The sequence below is a fragment of the Notoacmeibacter marinus genome, assembly GCF_002238045.1.
Taxonomy (GTDB): Bacteria; Pseudomonadota; Alphaproteobacteria; order Rhizobiales; family Rhizobiaceae; genus Notoacmeibacter; species Notoacmeibacter marinus.
Window position 1 is genome coordinate 336,781 of the sequence record NZ_NBYO01000002.1, and the last position, 15,972, is coordinate 352,752.

The following is a 15,972-nucleotide window of genomic DNA, read 5'->3' on the forward strand; positions in this document are numbered from 1 at the left end:
TCTTCACTAGGCAAGCCCATGGTGATTCTCAATCCGCCGCCAAGAATGCCTCGTTTTCAGGGCCGAATTCCGGCTCAACGCCGAGAAGCGGCGCAGCGCGTCGAATGATCTCACCGACCGTCGGCGCAGCGTTCGATCCGGCTGTCACACCCCCCCCTTCCGGCGGCGCCTTTGGCTCGTCCAGCGTGACGAAGACGATGTAACGCGGATTTTCGATTGGAAAGGCCGCAAGAAAATCGTTGTAGCGCTTGGTTTTGGAATAGCGGCCATTGACCACTTTCTCTGCCGTGCCGGTCTTGCCGCCAACATGATAGCCCGGCACTTCGGCTCGTTTTCCAGACCCTTTCTCCACATTCAACCGGAAGAGATAACGCATGTTTGCGCTGGTTTCCGGTTTGATGACCTGCTTGGCGTCGCGAAGAGCCTCGTCGATGCTTTGGCGGCGGAAGGTCGGCTTGATGAGACGGCCGCCATTCATCAGCGCGGCAGCAGCGGCTGCGGTCTGAAGCGGTGTCGTCGAAAGTCCGTGGCCAAAGGCGATGGTCAGCGAATTGATCCGTTTCCAGTCCTTCGGATATTGGGGCTTGCCGATTTCGGGCAATTCGAGTTCCATCTCGTCCATCACGCCCATCTTCTTCAGGAAACCTCGATGATGGTCGATACCGAGTTGGTCGGCGAGTTTGGCTGTGCCGATATTGGAGGAATAAACGAAGACCTCCGGCAGCGTCAGCGGACGGTACTTGCCGTGAAAATCGCCGATAGCGTGCCGACCAACCCGCAGCTTCTGGCTGGCGTCAATGATCGACCCCATATGGACGATGCCAGAATCCAGCGCCATGGCGAGCGTCAGCGCCTTGAAGGACGATCCCATTTCATAGACGCCCGACGTCATACGGTTGAGCCGGTCTGGCGCCTGCTGGTCATGCGGATCGTTCAGATCGTAGTCCGGCAGGGACGACAGCGCGACGATTTCGCCGGTCAACGCATCCAGGACGACGCCAGCAGCGCCAATGCAGCGATAACGCTCCATCGCATGATTGAGTGCATCGCGCAGAACATGTTGCACGCGCAGGTCGAGTGACGTTCGCACCGGCTCCAGGCTCTCCGCCTTGGCCAGACCCGCCGAGCGGAGCTGTTCCAGACCGTTGCCATCGAGCCATTTCTCAAAACCGGCAATGCCGCGCCCGTCAGCACTGGTGAGCCCCAATACGTGAGCGGCGGTCGCGCCGCCCGGATAGAACCGTTTCTTCTCCGGTTCGAACTTGATGCCGGCAAGGCCGAGATCGTGGATCGCCGCCTGCTGGCGCGGTGTCAGATCGCGGCGAAGGCGAATATATTTGGCCGAACTCTTGAGCCGGCGCCGGGTCGATTCATAGCTCAGATCGGGAAGAACGGTCCGCAGCTTCTCCACCACCTCGTCGGGATCGCCGGCCCTGTGCGGTTCGGCGAAAAGCGACGCCGTTCTGATGTCGGTCGCCAGGACCTGGCCGTTCCGGTCCAGAATATCCGGTCGTGCCATTTGAGCAGCGCGCGGAATGGAGCCGGTGATCTCGCTTTTCTGCACGGCAAGCTGGACGATCCGCCCGCCCATGACCGCATAAACGGCAACGAAAAGCCCCATCATCATCGCAACCCGGCCACGGGTGCGACCGCCGCCCTTCTTGCCAAGACCCTCCAGATGGATCGCCGCTTCGCTCATTGCCCCGCCTCCTCCGGGATCGAGCCCGTCATGACGCCGTCATGGCTCAGACTGTCACGCCCCAGAATAGCGAGCGCTTCATCCAGGCCCTCCTCACTCGTCTCATCGAGCGGGCGTTCCGGCAATTGTCTGACCCGCGCATACTGGTCGGGCCGCAGCGGTTCCAATGGCAGCTGGGAACGGAACGTCTTCAGATGCGACTGCAGGCGGTGCGGCTGCGTCATCAGGCTCCAGTCGGTCTCCAGAATTTCGATGGCGTCCTTTCGCCGCTGGATCTCACGTTCAGCCCGGGCGATCTCCTCAAGCGTCGTGTCCGTTTGGTGTTTGGCGGTGTAGGTGTATCCGACCGCCGAAACGATCACCGCCACCATCAGCATGTCGCGAAGGCGAAACATCTTCATCGCCGATCTCCTGCAATCCGTAGAGCATGAACGTCCGGCAGTCCGAGCGCCTTGCGGTTCTCGATCGGGCGGGCGGGAGCATAGGTCCGCCGCGCCGCGCGAAGCCGCGCCGAACGGGCGCGTGGATTGGTCGCCGCTTCATCGTCCGAAGCCGACACCGCAGCGCCCATGCGCTCGAATGTCGGGCTCGGGCCGTCCGTCACGGGCATGTGTCGAGACACGGCCTTTGCTTCCGAGCGGCTTTGCATGAAGCGCTTGACGATACGGTCTTCGAGCGAGTGAAAGGTGACGACCACGAGCCGTCCGCGCGGCTTGAGCGCACGTTCGGCAGCTTCGAGCGCCGATACCAGCTCGCCGAGTTCGTCATTGACGAAAATGCGCAGGCCCTGAAAGGCGCGCGTTGCCGGATGGATGCGTTCGCCGGCCCGCCGCGGCATAAGATCGGCGATCGCCTTGGCCAGATCGCCTGTTCTCGTGAACGGTTGCTCCATACGGCGCTGGCCGATCATCCGCGCGATCCGCGAGGCTTGTTTTTCCTCACCGAGTAGACCGAAGATGCGCGTCAGCTCCTTGATGTCGGCCTCGTTCACGACATCGGCGGCGGAAAAGCCGCTCTGTGCCATGCGCATGTCGAGCGGACCGTCCTGCTTAAAAGAAAAGCCACGCTCAGCCTGGTCCAGCTGCATGGACGATACGCCGATATCCAGAACAATTCCGTCGAGCGGCTCGGTCACAACCTTGTCGAGAACACTAAAATTGCTAGGAGCGAAACGGAACCGCGCACCATATTCACCGGCAAAGTCTGCGGCGGTTGCCGCGACGGCCGGGTCACGATCCATTGCAATCAGATCAGCGCCGCGATTCAGGATAGCGCGACTGTAACCGCCGGCGCCGAATGTGCCATCCAGAATGGTTTCACCGGGCTGCGGGGCCAGCTTTTCGAGAACCCGGTCGAGAAGGACCGGAATGTGACGGGCCGGTCCGCCAACGGAAGACGAAACGTCTCCGTGGCCCGCCATCATTCCATCCGCTCCGGACCGCGCGCCGCCTGCCGCATGGCCAAAAGCCGCTGCCGAACCGCCCTCGTATGCGCCTCGGCCTGCTTCGGATCCCACATCTGGAAAAAACGCCCCCGCCCGATAAACGCCACCTCGTCGGTGATACCGGTATGCTCCCTCACGAAATCCGTCACGACGATGCGCCCTTCCTTGTCGAGCTTCAAAAAGGCCCCGTCGCCATGAATGAAGAAACTCATATCGTCCGCACTGCCCAGAAACGGGTCCTCCATCTCGATCCGTTGCTCGTAGCGATCCAGAAGATCCGGTCCACCAACATCCATGGCGGCACAGTCGAGCGCCCGTAGCGCGTAAAGTTCCTGTGTATTTCGAGACGATAAAACGGCGCGGAAATGCGCTGGCACCGAAACCCGCCCCTTGGCGTCGATCCGGTTGATGGCATTGGAAAGAAAGCGCTCTGCCACCGAACGACCTCACCCTCATAATCCCCGCCTGAAAATCGTGCTTTTCCGACCGCCGCGCGCCTCATAGACACACGTCGCTCCACGAATGAATGAAAACGCGATTCCCAATCGAACCAGCAGCTTACGACAAAGTGCAGGTGCCCCTTCCTGCGCTCGCCAACGATCACTCTGATACTGCAGGAGAGCTAGCATGGGCATTCATGGGCGTCAATGGGAGCACTCTGGCTTACCCTCTTATTTTAGAATTCATTCACTTAAGACGACCGTTCGTTGTTCATGGTTTATGAACCAAGTCGATTAAGGAATTCTTAGTAGGAGGGGCAGCTCGCAACCTGTGGTGCGATGATGAAGAAAGGCAAGTTGGAACTCCCTCGCCCATGCTCGGGAACGAGCCTGATGAAGGCACGGGGTGTCGGTGGGAGACGAACCCATGAGTGAAGAGGTGTCAGTCGGCCGTTAAGCCGGGTTCTGTACGCCGCCATCTGGCGATGACATTGCAGCGACCATTCATCTGGGACCGTCCTTGCGAACGGCCTCAAGCAACCAACCCGGATGACAAGAGCGGAAACGCCCTGGTGCCGAAGCGCCGCGCCATCCCTATTCGGTTTTGCTCCCGGTGGGGTTTACCATGCCGCTTCCGTTGCCGGTCGCGCGGTGTGCTCTTGCCACACCCTTTCACCCTTACCCGAACGAAGGCTTTCGCCGAAGCGAAGATCGGTCGGGCGGTCTGCTTTCTGTGGCACTGTCCCTGGGGTCGCCCCCGCCGGGTGTTACCCGGCACCGTGTTTCCGTGGAGCCCGGACTTTCCTCACCGCCCGCCTTTCGGCGCTGGACGGTGCGGCCGCCTGGCCGACTGACGCTGCCCATGTAGAACGTGGAAGCAACGATGTCCACGCAGCAAAAAGCCCGCTTCGCCGGATGCGAAGCGGGCCTCTCTTCGGATCGTGCAATTGCTATCAGGCGCCGAGCAGACGCTTGACCTTCTGGCAGTACCGCTTCGAAATCGGGTTCATTTTCTTGGCGCCGTGGCCAGCATTGTACTTCAGGATGGTCCCGCAGGTGGAACCGCCGCCCAGCTTGTGCGCCTTGGCCAGATAGGCAACGCCGTAGCGGATATTCGTCGCTGGATCATAGAGATCCTTGGCTTTGCCCTTGAAGCCCATCATGGCAGCCGTAGCCGGCTTGATCTGCATGAGGCCAACTTCGCCAGCCGCGCCGGTGACGTCCGGGCGGAAACTGCTTTCGACCTGAATAACGGCCTTGACCAGAGAGGCGGGAACGCCGTGCTTCTCGGCTTCCTTATTGATGATGGAGCCGAACTTCGGATCGGCCTTCGCCGTCTTGGTTTGCGCCTTCGCAGCCTTGGTCTTGGCGGTCTTGTGAGCTGCCTTCGGCTCGTCCGAACCCCCGCGTATTCCCTTCTTCAGGGTCGCGGCCAGCGAATCTGTCGCCGGCGACGAAGTGCTCGTTACCTTCTCGGCGAAATGTGTGACTCCCGGAAGCTTGTTGGAAGAGGTTTCCGCGTTCACAGGCGCGCTCAACATCGCGGCAGCGAAGAACGCCGCCGTTACACCGGTCATTTTCAACATGATCTCTCGTTCGTTTCTTGTGCAGCGTTCCGCTTGGGAGAACCGTTTTCACAGGCACGGCTTCGGTTTGCTGCTTTGCCCCACATCCAGCGGCAAATCAGTGCCGCCAATCACGAGGAGATGTTTCGCAGGGCAGATGCACCGAAATTGGGCATTAAAGATCACGAAATGTAACAGCGATCACATTGATGGAACCCGCTATTGAGACGACGCCAAGGCGTTTACGCCCGTGCCTTCTGCGACAAGCGATAGAGACGATCCAACGTCTGTCGGTCTGTCCTTCCGTCAATACAACCTTGACGATAGTGCATCTGGAATGACTCAACCACTAAGCGAGTGCGCTCGTCATATTCCCCCGTCGCTGCCACATCGTAGCCATAGAGTGACAAGAGCGCTTGCAGGGCTTCGACGGGCTGCCCCCGTTCCCCCGGACCGAGCAAAGGAGGTCCGACAGTCCCGCGATCATCGTCGTAGAGGCCGATGCCCGCTCCGGCCAGCGTCTTCCACGGGAAGTGCTCTCCGGGGTCAATCTTGCGGCCCGGCGCCACATCGGAATGGCCGAGCACATGGTTCGGCCGGATATTGTGGCGCTCGACCAGATCGCGGCACAGCGCGATAACGGCATCGATCTGCCGAACCGGATAAGGCGGCAGATTGGCTGGATGGCCGCCATTCACAATTTCGATGCCGATGGACCGCGAATTGATATCGCGCTCGCCTTCCCAGCAGGAATCCCCGGCGTGCCATGCTCGCATGGCTTCTGGAACCATCTGCAGCACCGCCCCATCCTCATGCACGATATAGTGACAGGACACATCGCTTTGGGGGTGGCAGAGCCGAGCCTCCGCTTCCTCGCCGGACGTCATGCCGGTGTAGTGTAGAAGCAGCATGTCCGGCCGCATGGCGTTTCGGCGGGGCCCGCAATTGGGCGATGCCCGCACCCGGGCGTCCCGGTAATCGGCAGAAAAGCTCATGCCCGGTGATTCTCCGGGACCGCGCGCACTTCTTGGATCGCCGCCATGGCTGCGTTGAGCGCGGCCATGCGTTGATTGGCGATTTCCATGAATTCTTCCGGCACGCCCCTGGCGATCATGTAGTCAGGGTGCCACTGCCGGGCCAGTTCGCGATAGCGTTGCTGGACTTCCCGATCTGAGGCGTCGGCCGAGAGGCCCAGAATGGCATAGGGGTCGGCCTCACCGAGCGAAACGTGACGCGCGGCGATCGTATCGAACACCGTATCGGAGAATCCGAAAATCGAACCGACGATCCGCAGGAAGTCGAGTTCACGCTCGTGAAGAACGCCATCCGCCTTTGCGATATGAAAGAGGCCATCCAGCACGTCCTCGGTCAGGCAAGTGGTTTCACCATCGTTCCGGCCGCCATCGCCGCAGAGTTCAGCCATCTGTTTCGCGTAGGCCTCGAACCCGGCGACATCCTGTTGCGCCAGTTCATAGAGACGAAAGACATTGCGACTTTCGGACGCGGGTATCTCGAAGATCTGCTGAAAGGCTGTCACCTCCGACTGGGTGACCACGCCGTCGGCCTTGGCCATCTTTGCCGACAGCGCGATCATGGCGACGGAAAACGCCACCTTGCGCCGGTTTTCGGGATCGCCGGCAAAGAACGAGCGAAACATCTCCGTCATGAACAGCAGGATGCTCTCCGCATGCGAAGGCATGCGCCGTATCAGTTCGCCGATGGAAGACCACACATTCATGAAACGCCTTGTAGCCGTGGAGCGGAAAAGCGCAAAGGATCAGATGTGGCAGTAACAAAAAAGCCGGCCCATACGGCCGGCTTTCTGTTTGTTTTCGGCAAGCGCGGGATCAGTTTGCCGGCTGGCTATTCGGATCGTCCAGCCTGTCGGTAGAACCGCTATCCTGCGGCTCGGTCGTCAGATCGCTTGGCGTCGTTATATTGTCCGGCGGAGGCATCTCCGCCTGCCCATTATTGTCGGGCGGCGCGACCTGCATCGTATCCTCTGTCGGCGCCGCTGGCTGTGTGCCCTCGACGGTGCTCTGCGTCGTGGCTTCATCGGTATCGGAATCCGAGCATGCCGCAAGGCCGAGAAGAGCCAGGGCGCAAACGCCGGGAACAAGAAGCTTTTTCATGAGAAAGGGTCCTTATGCTTTTCACGCAGACCAGCGAAAAGCCGGCCTCAGCGCAAAACGCCAAGGCCGGCCATCCGTTCAATCACGAAATGCTAATATACAGAGATAAGGTTTGAATTGAGGACCTTACTCTCGTCACATACGATCAGTTGGCGTTGGAAGTGCCATCTTCTCTCCGCAATTCGACTTCCGCCTCGTTGGCAGCGTCATTGATTTCGTTGGCCGCGTCCCGACCGGCATTTTCAATGGACTGGGCGGCGTCCTCGACAGCGTTCGATGTCGCAGTGGCTGCATTGTCAGCAGCTTCCGAGGCACTCTGCGCCGCGCTGTCGGCGGCCTCTTCGGCCTGAGTCGCGGCGTCGGATGCGGCGGCTTCTGCTTCGCCAGCGGCATCGGCTGCGTCCTCGGCCGCTTCGTCGACAGCCGCTTCGGTTTCAACAGCCGTTTCTTCTGCTGGCTGCTCGATTTCCACATTGTTGGTTTCCACGACCTCGTCATTATCGTCACCACATGCGGCAAGGCCGAGAAGCGCGATACCAGAGATCGATGCGAGCAAAATCTTTTTCATAATTGCGTCTTCCTTCTTCAAATACACAAATGACAGCCATCCAACGCCCATCACCACAATTCGTTTCAACAGAAAGCCAGAATTTGGTTCTTGACGAACTAGACATGGCGGCCTCGATCATGGCCAAACAGAGCACCCTTCGCGCAACTGGAAGCCCATTCGCATGACAAATCTCTGGCAGTTCTGGATCGACCGTGGCGGCACGTTCACCGACATCATTGCCCGCGATCCCGGTGGCCGCCTGCTGGCGCGCAAGAAACTGTCCGAGAGCGAAGCCTATGACGATGCGGCGGTGGCCGCCATTCGTGAATTCCTGGAACTGGGCGAGACCGATACGCTGCCGGCGGGCCGTGTCGGATCGATCCGCATGGGTACGACCGTGGCGACGAATGCACTTCTGGAGAGGAAGGGTGAGCCGACGCTGCTTGTCACGACGAAGGGCTACCGCGACGTTCTCGAGATCGGCACGCAGGCCAGACCCGACATTTTCGCCAAGAGCATCGTCAGGCCGGACATCCTCTATGACCGCGTGATCGAGGTGACCGAGCGCATGCGCGCCGATGGCGAAACGGAACAGGTCATCGAGGTCGAGCCGCTGGAAGCGGAGTTACGCAAGGCCCACGCGCACGGGTTCCGCTCCTGCGCCATCGTCTTCATGCATTCCTGGCTGAACGGCAGCCACGAGCATGTGGCGATGAGTGCGGCAAAGGCTACCGGCTTCGAACAGATTTCGGTCAGCCACGAAGTCTCGCCCCTCGTTCGCTTTGTCGGGCGCGGCGACACGACCGTGGTCGACGCCTACCTCACGCCCATTCTCGAACGGTATATCGGGCGCTTTCAGAACGCCCTTGGACTTCAGGCTCTCGATGAGGCCGAGCGGCCGGACCTGCGCTTCATGATGAGTTCCGGCGGCCTGACCGATGCCAAACTCTTCCAGGGCAAGGATGCCATTCTCTCCGGCCCGGCTGGCGGCGTGGTCGCCATGGTCGAAACCGCCCGCGCGCTCGATTTCGACAATGTGATCGGCTTCGACATGGGCGGCACCTCCACCGATGTCGCCCATTCGTCCGGCCGGCCCGAGCGGGTCTTCGACACCGAGGTCGCGGGTGTGCGCATCCGCGCGCCGATGATGCTGATCCATACGGTCGCCGCCGGCGGCGGTTCCATCGTCCGCTTCGAGCAGGGCCGCTACCAGGTCGGCCCGCAAAGCGCCGGCGCCGATCCCGGCCCGGCATCTTACGGGCGCGGCGGACCGCTGACGGTAACCGACATCAACGTGCTGCTCGGTCGCCTCCAGCCCGATCTGTTCCCGGCCATCTTCGGCGAAAGCGGCCGCGAGACGCTGGACAGGACGAGCGTGAGGGAGAAGTTCGAAGCGCTGGCGCGCGACGGCGGCACCGATCCGATGAGCGCTGCCGAGGGTTGCCTCGCCATCGCAATCCAGAACATGGCGAACGCCGTCAAGACGATCTCGGTCCAGCGCGGGCACGATCTGGCCGGCTGCCTCCTGAATGCGTTTGGCGGCGCGGCCGGGCAGCATGCGTGCGCCGTGGCCGATGCGCTTGGCATGAAGACCATCCTGATCCACCGCCTGTCGGGTCTTCTGTCGGCCTATGGCATGGGCCTGGCCGCGCTTTTCGCCAGCCGGCAGCAGGCGCTTATCAGGCCCGTCGACGACAATCTGCCGGCGACGCTCCGCTTGGTCGTCGACCGCCTCGTCGAAGCGGTGACGGATGAACTCGCCAGTCAGGGTGTCGAAAAAGACAATGTCGGCTGGCGAGCCATTCTGCAATGCCGCTACGATGGCACCGACACCACCCTTCCGGTCGCCGATGAGAGCTTCGATCCCGTGGCTATTCGCGCAGCCTTCGAGGCCGAACACAAAGGCCGCTTCGGCTTTTTCGACGAGGGCCGCACCATCATCGTCGAGCAGGTCTCGGTCGAGGCCATCGATATGGGCGACGAAGACACGTCGGTATCGAAAGCGCCCGCCGAACCGCACCGGCCCGAACCGTCGGAGAAGCGGCCCGTCCGCTTCGATGGCCGGACCATCGACACCGGCATCTATCGCCGCTCCGATCTGCGGCCCGGTGCGGCGGTGGACGGCCCCGCGCTCATCATCGAACCGAACCAGACCATTGTCGTCGAGCCCCACTGGCGCGCGGAGATCACCGCAAGCGACGATGTTCTCATCCGGCATCAGGACGATGCGTCAAGCGATTCATCGGCGAGGCGAAATGGCGTCCCGCTTGAATCGGACCCTGCGCGGCTGGAGATCTTCGCCGGGCTTTTCATGGCGATCGCGACCCAGATGGGCGAAGCGCTGCGCAACACCGCATCCTCGGTGAATATCAAGGAGCGTCTCGATTTCTCCTGCGCGGTTTTCGATCCCGACGGGCGCCTCGTCGCCAATGCGCCGCACATGCCGGTTCATCTGGGCTCCATGGACCGCTCGGTCGAGACCGTCATCGCCCGCAATGAAGGCGCGATCAGACCCGGCGATGTGTTCGCGCTGAACGATCCGTACAATGGCGGCACCCATCTGCCCGACATCACCGTGGTGACGCCGGTTTTCGACGAGGCCGGCGAGGAGATCATCTTCTGGGTCGCGGCGCGTGGACACCATGCCGATGTCGGCGGCCTGGCGCCCGGTTCGATGACACCGCGCGCCACCTCCATCGAGGAAGAAGGCGTTCTGATCGACAATCTGCGTATCGTCACGGAGGGACGGTTCCGGACCGAGGCGGTGGAAAAGGCGCTGACCGACCACCCCTACCCCGTCCGCAACGTCCAGCAGAATATCGCCGATCTGCGCGCCCAGATCGCTGCCAACGAGAAAGGCGCCAGCGAATTGCGCGCCATGGTCCGCCAGTTCGGGCTGCCGACCATGCACGCCTATATGCGCTTTTTGCATGATAACGCGGCGGAGGCGGTGCGCGATCTGCTGGACACGCTGCCCGATCGGGCGTCCGCCGAATACAGGACCGACACCGGCGCGACGATTGCCGTCACCATCTCGGTCGACCGGGACAAGCGTCGCGCCACGGTGGATTTCAGCGGAACGAGCCCCCAGCAGCCCGACAATTTCAACGCCCCGGAACCGGTCACGCGCGCCGCCGTCCTCTATGCGTTCCGCGTGATGGTGGAGAAACCGATTCCGATGAATGCCGGCTGTCTGGACCCCATCGATATCGTTGTGCCGCAGGGCTCCATGCTGGCGCCGCTTTATCCGGCGGCGGTCGTCGCCGGCAATGTGGAGACCAGCCAGCACGTCACCAACGCCCTGTTCATGGCGCTCGGCGCGATGGCCAACAGCCAGGGCACGATGAACAATCTGACCTTCGGCAATGAGGACAAGCAATATTACGAGACCATCTGCTCCGGCGCGCCGGCGGGCCGCCGCAACGATGGCGCGGGCTTTGCCGGCACCGATGCCGTGCAGGTGCATATGACCAATAGCCGCCTGACCGACGCCGAAATCCTCGAATTGCGCTATCCGGTCATGCAGGAGGATTTTTCGATCCGCCGCGGTTCGGGCGGTGATGGCGCGTTCCGGGGCGGCGATGGCGTACGCCGGGCGATCCGGTTCCGGGAGCCGATGGATCTGGCCATTCTGTCGTCGCACCGCGCGGCCCCGCCAAAGGGTCTGTCCGGCGGTGGCGACGGCCAGCCCGGCCGGACCGAAATTCACCGCCGCGACGGGTCGGTCGAGACACTGGCCGCGTCGGACCAGACGCAGGTGGCAGCCGGCGAAACGGTCGTCGTCATGACCCCGACACCCGGCGGCTATGGCGCGAAAAACGGGGCGTGAGCGCGGCGGCGAAAAACCGCTGAGTTAACGGACGACGCGGACCGGGCGACCTTTCATTCGCCGGCCATGGCGATATGGTCGGCGCGAACCCGAAACAGGAGAGGAAAGACGATGAGCGGCAAGGTTGCGATGTTGACGGCGGGCGGACTGGCGCCGTGCCTGTCTTCGGCGGTGGGCGGTCTGATCGAGCGCTGGACGGAGATCGCACCGGATCGGCAATTGCTGGCCTACACATCCGGCTATCAGGGCCTGTTGAAGGGCGAAAGCATCGCCATCGACGAGACCATGCGCCGCGACGCCCCTCTCCTCCATGGCATGGGCGGCTCGCCCATCGGCAATTCCCGCGTTAAGCTGACAAATACGAAGGATTGCGCCAAGCGCGGCTTGGTTGAAGAGGGCGAAAACCCGCTGGCGGTGGCGGCGAAGCAGCTTCAGGCAGACGGCGTCTCGATCCTCCACACCATCGGCGGAGACGACACCAACACCGCCGCCGCCGATCTGGCCGCCTATCTGAAGGAGAACGGCTATGAGCTGACCGTTGTCGGCCTGCCGAAGACCATCGACAACGACATCGTCCCGATCCGCCAGTCGCTGGGCGCCTGGACGGCCGCCGAAACCGGCGCGGCCTTCTTCGACCATGTCGGCAACGAGCAGAGTGCCCAGCCGGGCTGCCTTGTCGTCCACGAGGTGATGGGCCGCCATTCGGGCTGGCTCTGCGCGGCGACAGCCCTTGCCTATCGAAAGCGCATTGCCGGACGCGCCTATCCGGCGAACTTCCTGATGGGGACCGCGCTGAAGGATCTGGAAGCCGTCTACGTGCCGGAGATGGCCATCGATCTGGAGGCAGAAACCGAGCGTCTGAAGAAGGCGATGACCGACAACCGCTTCGCCACCGTTTTCGTGTCCGAGGGCGCGCTGGTGGACACGATCGTCGCCGAGCGCGAAGCCGCCGGCGCCGATCTGCCGCGCGATGCCTTCGGCCATGTCCGGCTCGACAAGGTCAATGTCGGCGGCTGGTTCGCCGACCAGCTCGGCCCGTCCATCGGCGCTGACAAGGTGCTGGTCCAGAAGAGCGGCTACTTCGCCCGCTCCGCCCCGGCCAATGCCGACGATCTGCGGCTGATCAAGGGCATGGTCGATCATGCCGTCACCTCGGCGCTCGATGGCGTCAGCGGCGTGGTCGGCCATGACACGGAAGCCGATGGCCGCCTTCGCACCATCGAATTTCCCCGTATCGGAGGCGGCAAGGCCTTCGACCCATCGGTCGAATGGTTCGTCGCGATGCTGGACGAGATCGGGCAGCCGGCCCGTTGATCGCTCCGCGACCCGCACCGTTCGTCATCGTCGCCTCGCCATAGAAAGGGCGCGATCGCAGCCTTTGTCTCGCACATGGAACAGGCTGCGGAGACGCCCTCTAAATGATGCGCGAAACGTTGGTTGCGGCATTGCTGTCGGCGGTGCTTCTTGGATGCACGACGAATACGGCACGGCAGAGTTCGCCGGGCATGTCTACTCGCGTTGCCGAGGTGCCGCCCGCGCTTGCCGACAACGCGTCAGGACGGGACTCGTTAGAGCCGTTGATCGCCTACTACGCGGCCAAGCACAACATACCGGAATCGTTGCTCCATCGGGTGGTCACGAGGGAAAGCCGCTACAGGCCCAAGGCGCGCAACGGTCCCTATTGGGGTTTGATGCAGATTCGCCACGATACCGCACGGACCATGGGTTACCGCGGCTCCGCTTCCGGTCTTCTCGATCCTGCGACCAACATGGAATATGCCGGGCGCTATTTGCGCGGGGCGTGGCTGCTCGCCAATGGCAGCGAAAAGCGCGCAGTCCGGCTCTACGCATCCGGCTATTACTACGTCGCCAAGCGGCGCGGCATGCTGTGCGAGACCGGTCTGCGCAGATGTCGCGATAAAGACTAATCGTCCAGCGCACCGATGATTCTGGTCACAAGGTGTTGCGGCCGATAGTTCCGGCTGGAAGGCGTCAGCCCCATCCGCAGAACCACCAGTTCTTCTGACGGCACGATCGCCATGGACTGCCCGTCATGGCCGAGCATCCATGCCGTATCGTCCGGCAGATCGGGAAAGGTCCCGTTTGACGGTGCTGGCGTATTGTCGCCCATCTGACCATCCCCGACACGCCAGATCGAGCCTTGTCGATAGTCGCCATTCGATTGCGACACAGGCTCCCATAGCCACTTTAACGCGCGCTGAGACAGGAGCTGGCGGCCGTTCCACCGGCCGCGATCCGCAAGCAGCCAGCCAATCCGCGCCCAGTCGCGCGGCGCCATGTAAAGATAGGAGCCACCGGCAAAATGATCGGCCTCGTCAAGCTCCAACGTTGCAGTCGTGATACCGAGCGGTTCGAACAGAAGCCGGTCCGGCATGGACAACGCTTCGTCGCGGTTGTCGCACGCATTCATCAGAGCCGTTATGAGGGCGACGGAGAAACCGGTCGAATATTCCCATATATCGCCGGGACGCGCACCGGGCACGAGAGATTGTTCTGCAACGAACCCTGCCATGTCGCCACGCAGATAGAGCATCCGGGTGACATCGGAGACGGTGGCGTAGCCCTCGTCCCATCGAAGGCTGGGCACCATGGCCGAAAGGTCGCCAAGCGTGATCGCCGCGCGGGCGTCTCCTTCCCACGATTCGAACAGATTATCCTGATCGTAGGAAACCAGTCCCCTGTCCGCCATCAGCCCGGTCAGGATCGCTGTCACCGACTTCGTCATCGACCAGCCGATCAGCGGCGTGCCCGGCCGAATCGTCTCGGCATATCGCTCCGCGACGATGCGCCCGTTTTTAACAACGATCAGGGCGCGCATCCCCTCGCCCGCCAACTCATCGTCGTTCAGCAAAGCAGAGAGCGCAGGATCGATATTGGATCCCACGCGCTCGCCTGCCGGCCATTCGGCCGCCACATCGTCACGCTCGATGGAAAGGCGCGGCGGCAGTGGGCGGTCCTTCAATGTCTGCGCCGTCTGCCGGTTCAGAACGGTGCAGCCATAACCCGGCCGGTGAACCGCGGTCCGCTCGGCCACAAAGCCCAAAATGGCGGCCGATACGGTCTGCGCTTCGTCGTCGATGGTCACCCGCATCAGGTTCAGAAGCGGATTCTCCGGCGCGAAGATATCGACATCGACCACCTCCTGCCGATCGCGATTGGCCACGAAGACGCTTGAGCAGGTGATCTTGGCCACATAGGCCCCACCGATTCGCAGAAGGTCCGGCGGGCGGATGGCCACAAAGGCGATGCCGGCGAGCAACAGCACGGTTAGAACCAGCCCGATCTTTGCGAACAGGCGCATATTCGTTACCTTCTCTTAACCGTGACGGCGCAGCATAATCCTCGATATGGCCGCCGCGTCTTCCTCACTCCGGTCGACAGGAAACCCGGCAAAGTGCATCTCGGCAAGTAAAACCCAACGTCAGCTCACCTCATTTCGGCGGATATTCCACATGATCGGCAAACGACGCGGCGCCCTTGCGGTCTTTCTCGGCACCCTGCTGCTTTCGGTCCCGCTGGGGGGCTGCTCGTCGACCGACACTGCGGGGGTCCTTGCGCTGGCCGAGGTGCCGCGCAGCTCCTCGAAAGGATTGCGGTTCGGCGATCACGATCCCTACGACTTTACCGGCACCACGCCCTGGCATCACCAGGTTCACGGGGTGGATGTCGCCAAATACCAGAACACGATCGACTGGCCGCGCGTCAAAAGTTCCGGGATCGGCTTTGCCTTTTTGAAGGCGACGGAAGGCGGCGATCGGCTCGACGACCGGTTTCGCGAGAACTGGGCGAAGACGAAGGCCGTCGGCATGCCGCGCGGCGCCTATCACTTCTTCTATTGGTGCCGCTCGGGCAGCGAGCAGGCCGATTGGTACATACGCAATGTGCCTCGCGAGAAAGGGGCGATGCCACCCGTGCTCGATGCCGAGTGGAACCCGGACAGCCCGACATGCGCCAAGAAAGTGCCACCCGCGCAGGCTCGCAAAATGCTGCGGGATTTCATCGCAAAGGTTAGTCGGCACTACCGTCAGGTACCGATCGTCTACACAACCGTCGACTTCTATCACGACAACGATCTGGGCAGCATGAAGGGCGTTCAGTTCTGGCTGCGGTCCACCGCCGGCCATCCGTCGGAGAAATATCCAGGCCAGCATTGGACCTTCTGGCAATATACCGGAACGGGCAAGGTGCCAGGCATCGGCACACCCGCCGACATCAACGTCTTCCAGGGTTCGCCTGCCGACTTCCGCAAATGGATGGTCAAAAACAGCTGAGTGGCGCGACTTTCATGTGCG

At 62.0% G+C, this 15,972-nt stretch carries 14 protein-coding genes and 1 other RNA gene; 4 read left to right on the forward strand and 11 right to left on the reverse strand.

Annotated features, from left to right (window positions below):
- Positions 1-28: 28 nt before the first annotated feature.
- From B7H23_RS09750 to B7H23_RS09795, 10 genes are all read right to left on the reverse strand, one after another.
- Positions 29-1,699, reverse strand: coding sequence for a peptidoglycan D,D-transpeptidase FtsI family protein (locus B7H23_RS09750; RefSeq protein WP_094077233.1), 1,671 nt, complete (start codon positions 1,697-1,699; stop codon positions 29-31).
- Positions 1,696-2,100, reverse strand: a complete 405-nt coding sequence (gene ftsL, locus B7H23_RS09755; RefSeq protein WP_094077234.1) for a cell division protein FtsL — start codon at positions 2,098-2,100, stop codon at positions 1,696-1,698. The genes B7H23_RS09750 and ftsL overlap by 4 nt, the downstream gene beginning before the upstream one ends.
- Positions 2,097-3,122, reverse strand: a complete 1,026-nt coding sequence (gene rsmH / locus B7H23_RS09760) for a 16S rRNA (cytosine(1402)-N(4))-methyltransferase RsmH (RefSeq protein ID WP_094077235.1) — start codon at positions 3,120-3,122, stop codon at positions 2,097-2,099. The genes ftsL and rsmH overlap by 4 nt, the downstream gene beginning before the upstream one ends.
- Positions 3,119-3,580, reverse strand: coding sequence for a division/cell wall cluster transcriptional repressor MraZ (gene mraZ, locus B7H23_RS09765; protein WP_094077236.1), 462 nt, complete (start codon positions 3,578-3,580; stop codon positions 3,119-3,121). The genes rsmH and mraZ overlap by 4 nt, the downstream gene beginning before the upstream one ends.
- Before the next feature lie 441 nt (positions 3,581-4,021).
- An RNA gene (rnpB, locus tag B7H23_RS09770) (RNase P RNA component class A) lies at positions 4,022-4,437 on the reverse strand.
- 99 nt (positions 4,438-4,536) lie between these two features.
- The gene (locus B7H23_RS09775) at positions 4,537-5,169 is read right to left on the reverse strand and encodes a lytic transglycosylase domain-containing protein (RefSeq protein WP_094077237.1); all 633 of its coding nucleotides are present in this window, start codon (positions 5,167-5,169) and stop codon (positions 4,537-4,539) included.
- A gap of 221 nt (positions 5,170-5,390) precedes the next feature.
- Positions 5,391-6,143 (reverse strand): peptidoglycan recognition protein family protein, encoded by a 753-nt coding sequence (locus tag B7H23_RS09780; RefSeq protein WP_094077238.1) that lies wholly within the window; start codon positions 6,141-6,143, stop codon positions 5,391-5,393.
- Positions 6,140-6,886 carry a J domain-containing protein gene (locus tag B7H23_RS09785; RefSeq protein WP_094077239.1) on the reverse strand — a complete coding sequence of 249 codons (747 nt, stop codon included), beginning with the start codon at positions 6,884-6,886 and terminating at the stop codon, positions 6,140-6,142. Before B7H23_RS09785 ends, B7H23_RS09780 begins: the two co-directional genes overlap by 4 nt.
- Positions 6,887-6,995: 109 nt before the next feature.
- Positions 6,996-7,280, reverse strand: a complete 285-nt coding sequence (locus B7H23_RS09790; protein WP_094077240.1) for a superantigen-like protein SSL4 — start codon at positions 7,278-7,280, stop codon at positions 6,996-6,998.
- Positions 7,281-7,425: 145 nt separating this feature from the next.
- On the reverse strand, positions 7,426-7,848 hold the full coding sequence (locus tag B7H23_RS09795; protein ID WP_143534753.1) for a hypothetical protein: 423 nt from the start codon (positions 7,846-7,848) through the stop codon (positions 7,426-7,428).
- 163 nt (positions 7,849-8,011) lie between these two features.
- Here B7H23_RS09795 and B7H23_RS09800 point away from each other — a divergent pair, with 163 nt between their 5' ends.
- The 3 genes from B7H23_RS09800 (at position 8,012) to B7H23_RS09810 (ending at position 13,587) form a co-directional block, all read left to right on the forward strand.
- Positions 8,012-11,659, forward strand: coding sequence for a hydantoinase B/oxoprolinase family protein (locus B7H23_RS09800; protein ID WP_094077242.1), 3,648 nt, complete (start codon positions 8,012-8,014; stop codon positions 11,657-11,659).
- 111 nt (positions 11,660-11,770) lie between these two features.
- Positions 11,771-12,973 (forward strand): pyrophosphate--fructose-6-phosphate 1-phosphotransferase, encoded by a 1,203-nt coding sequence (locus B7H23_RS09805; RefSeq protein ID WP_094077243.1) that lies wholly within the window; start codon positions 11,771-11,773, stop codon positions 12,971-12,973.
- A 104-nt stretch (positions 12,974-13,077) separates the two neighbouring features.
- Entirely contained in the window at positions 13,078-13,587 is a 510-nt protein-coding gene (locus B7H23_RS09810) for a lytic transglycosylase domain-containing protein (RefSeq protein WP_094077244.1), read from the forward strand.
- On the opposite strand, the gene B7H23_RS09815 is transcribed toward B7H23_RS09810, so the two are convergent.
- A complete protein-coding gene (locus B7H23_RS09815; protein ID WP_094077245.1) occupies positions 13,584-14,981 on the reverse strand; it encodes a serine hydrolase domain-containing protein in 1,398 nt (465 codons plus the stop codon). The genes B7H23_RS09810 and B7H23_RS09815 overlap by 4 nt on opposite strands.
- A 151-nt stretch (positions 14,982-15,132) precedes the next feature.
- Here B7H23_RS09815 and B7H23_RS09820 point away from each other — a divergent pair, with 151 nt between their 5' ends.
- On the forward strand, positions 15,133-15,951 hold the full coding sequence (locus tag B7H23_RS09820; protein WP_094077246.1) for a glycoside hydrolase family 25 protein: 819 nt from the start codon (positions 15,133-15,135) through the stop codon (positions 15,949-15,951).
- Positions 15,952-15,972 lie beyond the last annotated feature (21 nt).

Bases quoted from the DNA above. Each gene is read 5' to 3' on its own strand.
- B7H23_RS09750 (WP_094077233.1), bottom strand. From the start codon at position 1,699: ATGAGCGAAGCGGCGATCCATCTGGAGGGTCTTGGCAAGAAGGGCGGC.
- ftsL (WP_094077234.1), bottom strand. From the start codon at position 2,100: ATGAAGATGTTTCGCCTTCGCGACATGCTGATGGTGGCGGTGATCGTT.
- rsmH (WP_094077235.1), bottom strand. From the start codon at position 3,122: ATGATGGCGGGCCACGGAGACGTTTCGTCTTCCGTTGGCGGACCGGCC.
- B7H23_RS09775 (WP_094077237.1), bottom strand. From the start codon at position 5,169: ATGTTGAAAATGACCGGTGTAACGGCGGCGTTCTTCGCTGCCGCGATG.
- B7H23_RS09780 (WP_094077238.1), bottom strand. From the start codon at position 6,143: ATGAGCTTTTCTGCCGATTACCGGGACGCCCGGGTGCGGGCATCGCCC.
- B7H23_RS09785 (WP_094077239.1), bottom strand. From the start codon at position 6,886: ATGAATGTGTGGTCTTCCATCGGCGAACTGATACGGCGCATGCCTTCG.
- B7H23_RS09790 (WP_094077240.1), bottom strand. From the start codon at position 7,280: ATGAAAAAGCTTCTTGTTCCCGGCGTTTGCGCCCTGGCTCTTCTCGGC.
- B7H23_RS09795 (WP_143534753.1), bottom strand. From the start codon at position 7,848: ATGAAAAAGATTTTGCTCGCATCGATCTCTGGTATCGCGCTTCTCGGC.
- B7H23_RS09800 (WP_094077242.1), top strand. From the start codon at position 8,012: ATGACAAATCTCTGGCAGTTCTGGATCGACCGTGGCGGCACGTTCACC.
- B7H23_RS09805 (WP_094077243.1), top strand. From the start codon at position 11,771: ATGAGCGGCAAGGTTGCGATGTTGACGGCGGGCGGACTGGCGCCGTGC.
- B7H23_RS09810 (WP_094077244.1), top strand. From the start codon at position 13,078: ATGATGCGCGAAACGTTGGTTGCGGCATTGCTGTCGGCGGTGCTTCTT.
- B7H23_RS09815 (WP_094077245.1), bottom strand. From the start codon at position 14,981: ATGCGCCTGTTCGCAAAGATCGGGCTGGTTCTAACCGTGCTGTTGCTC.
- B7H23_RS09820 (WP_094077246.1), top strand. From the start codon at position 15,133: ATGATCGGCAAACGACGCGGCGCCCTTGCGGTCTTTCTCGGCACCCTG.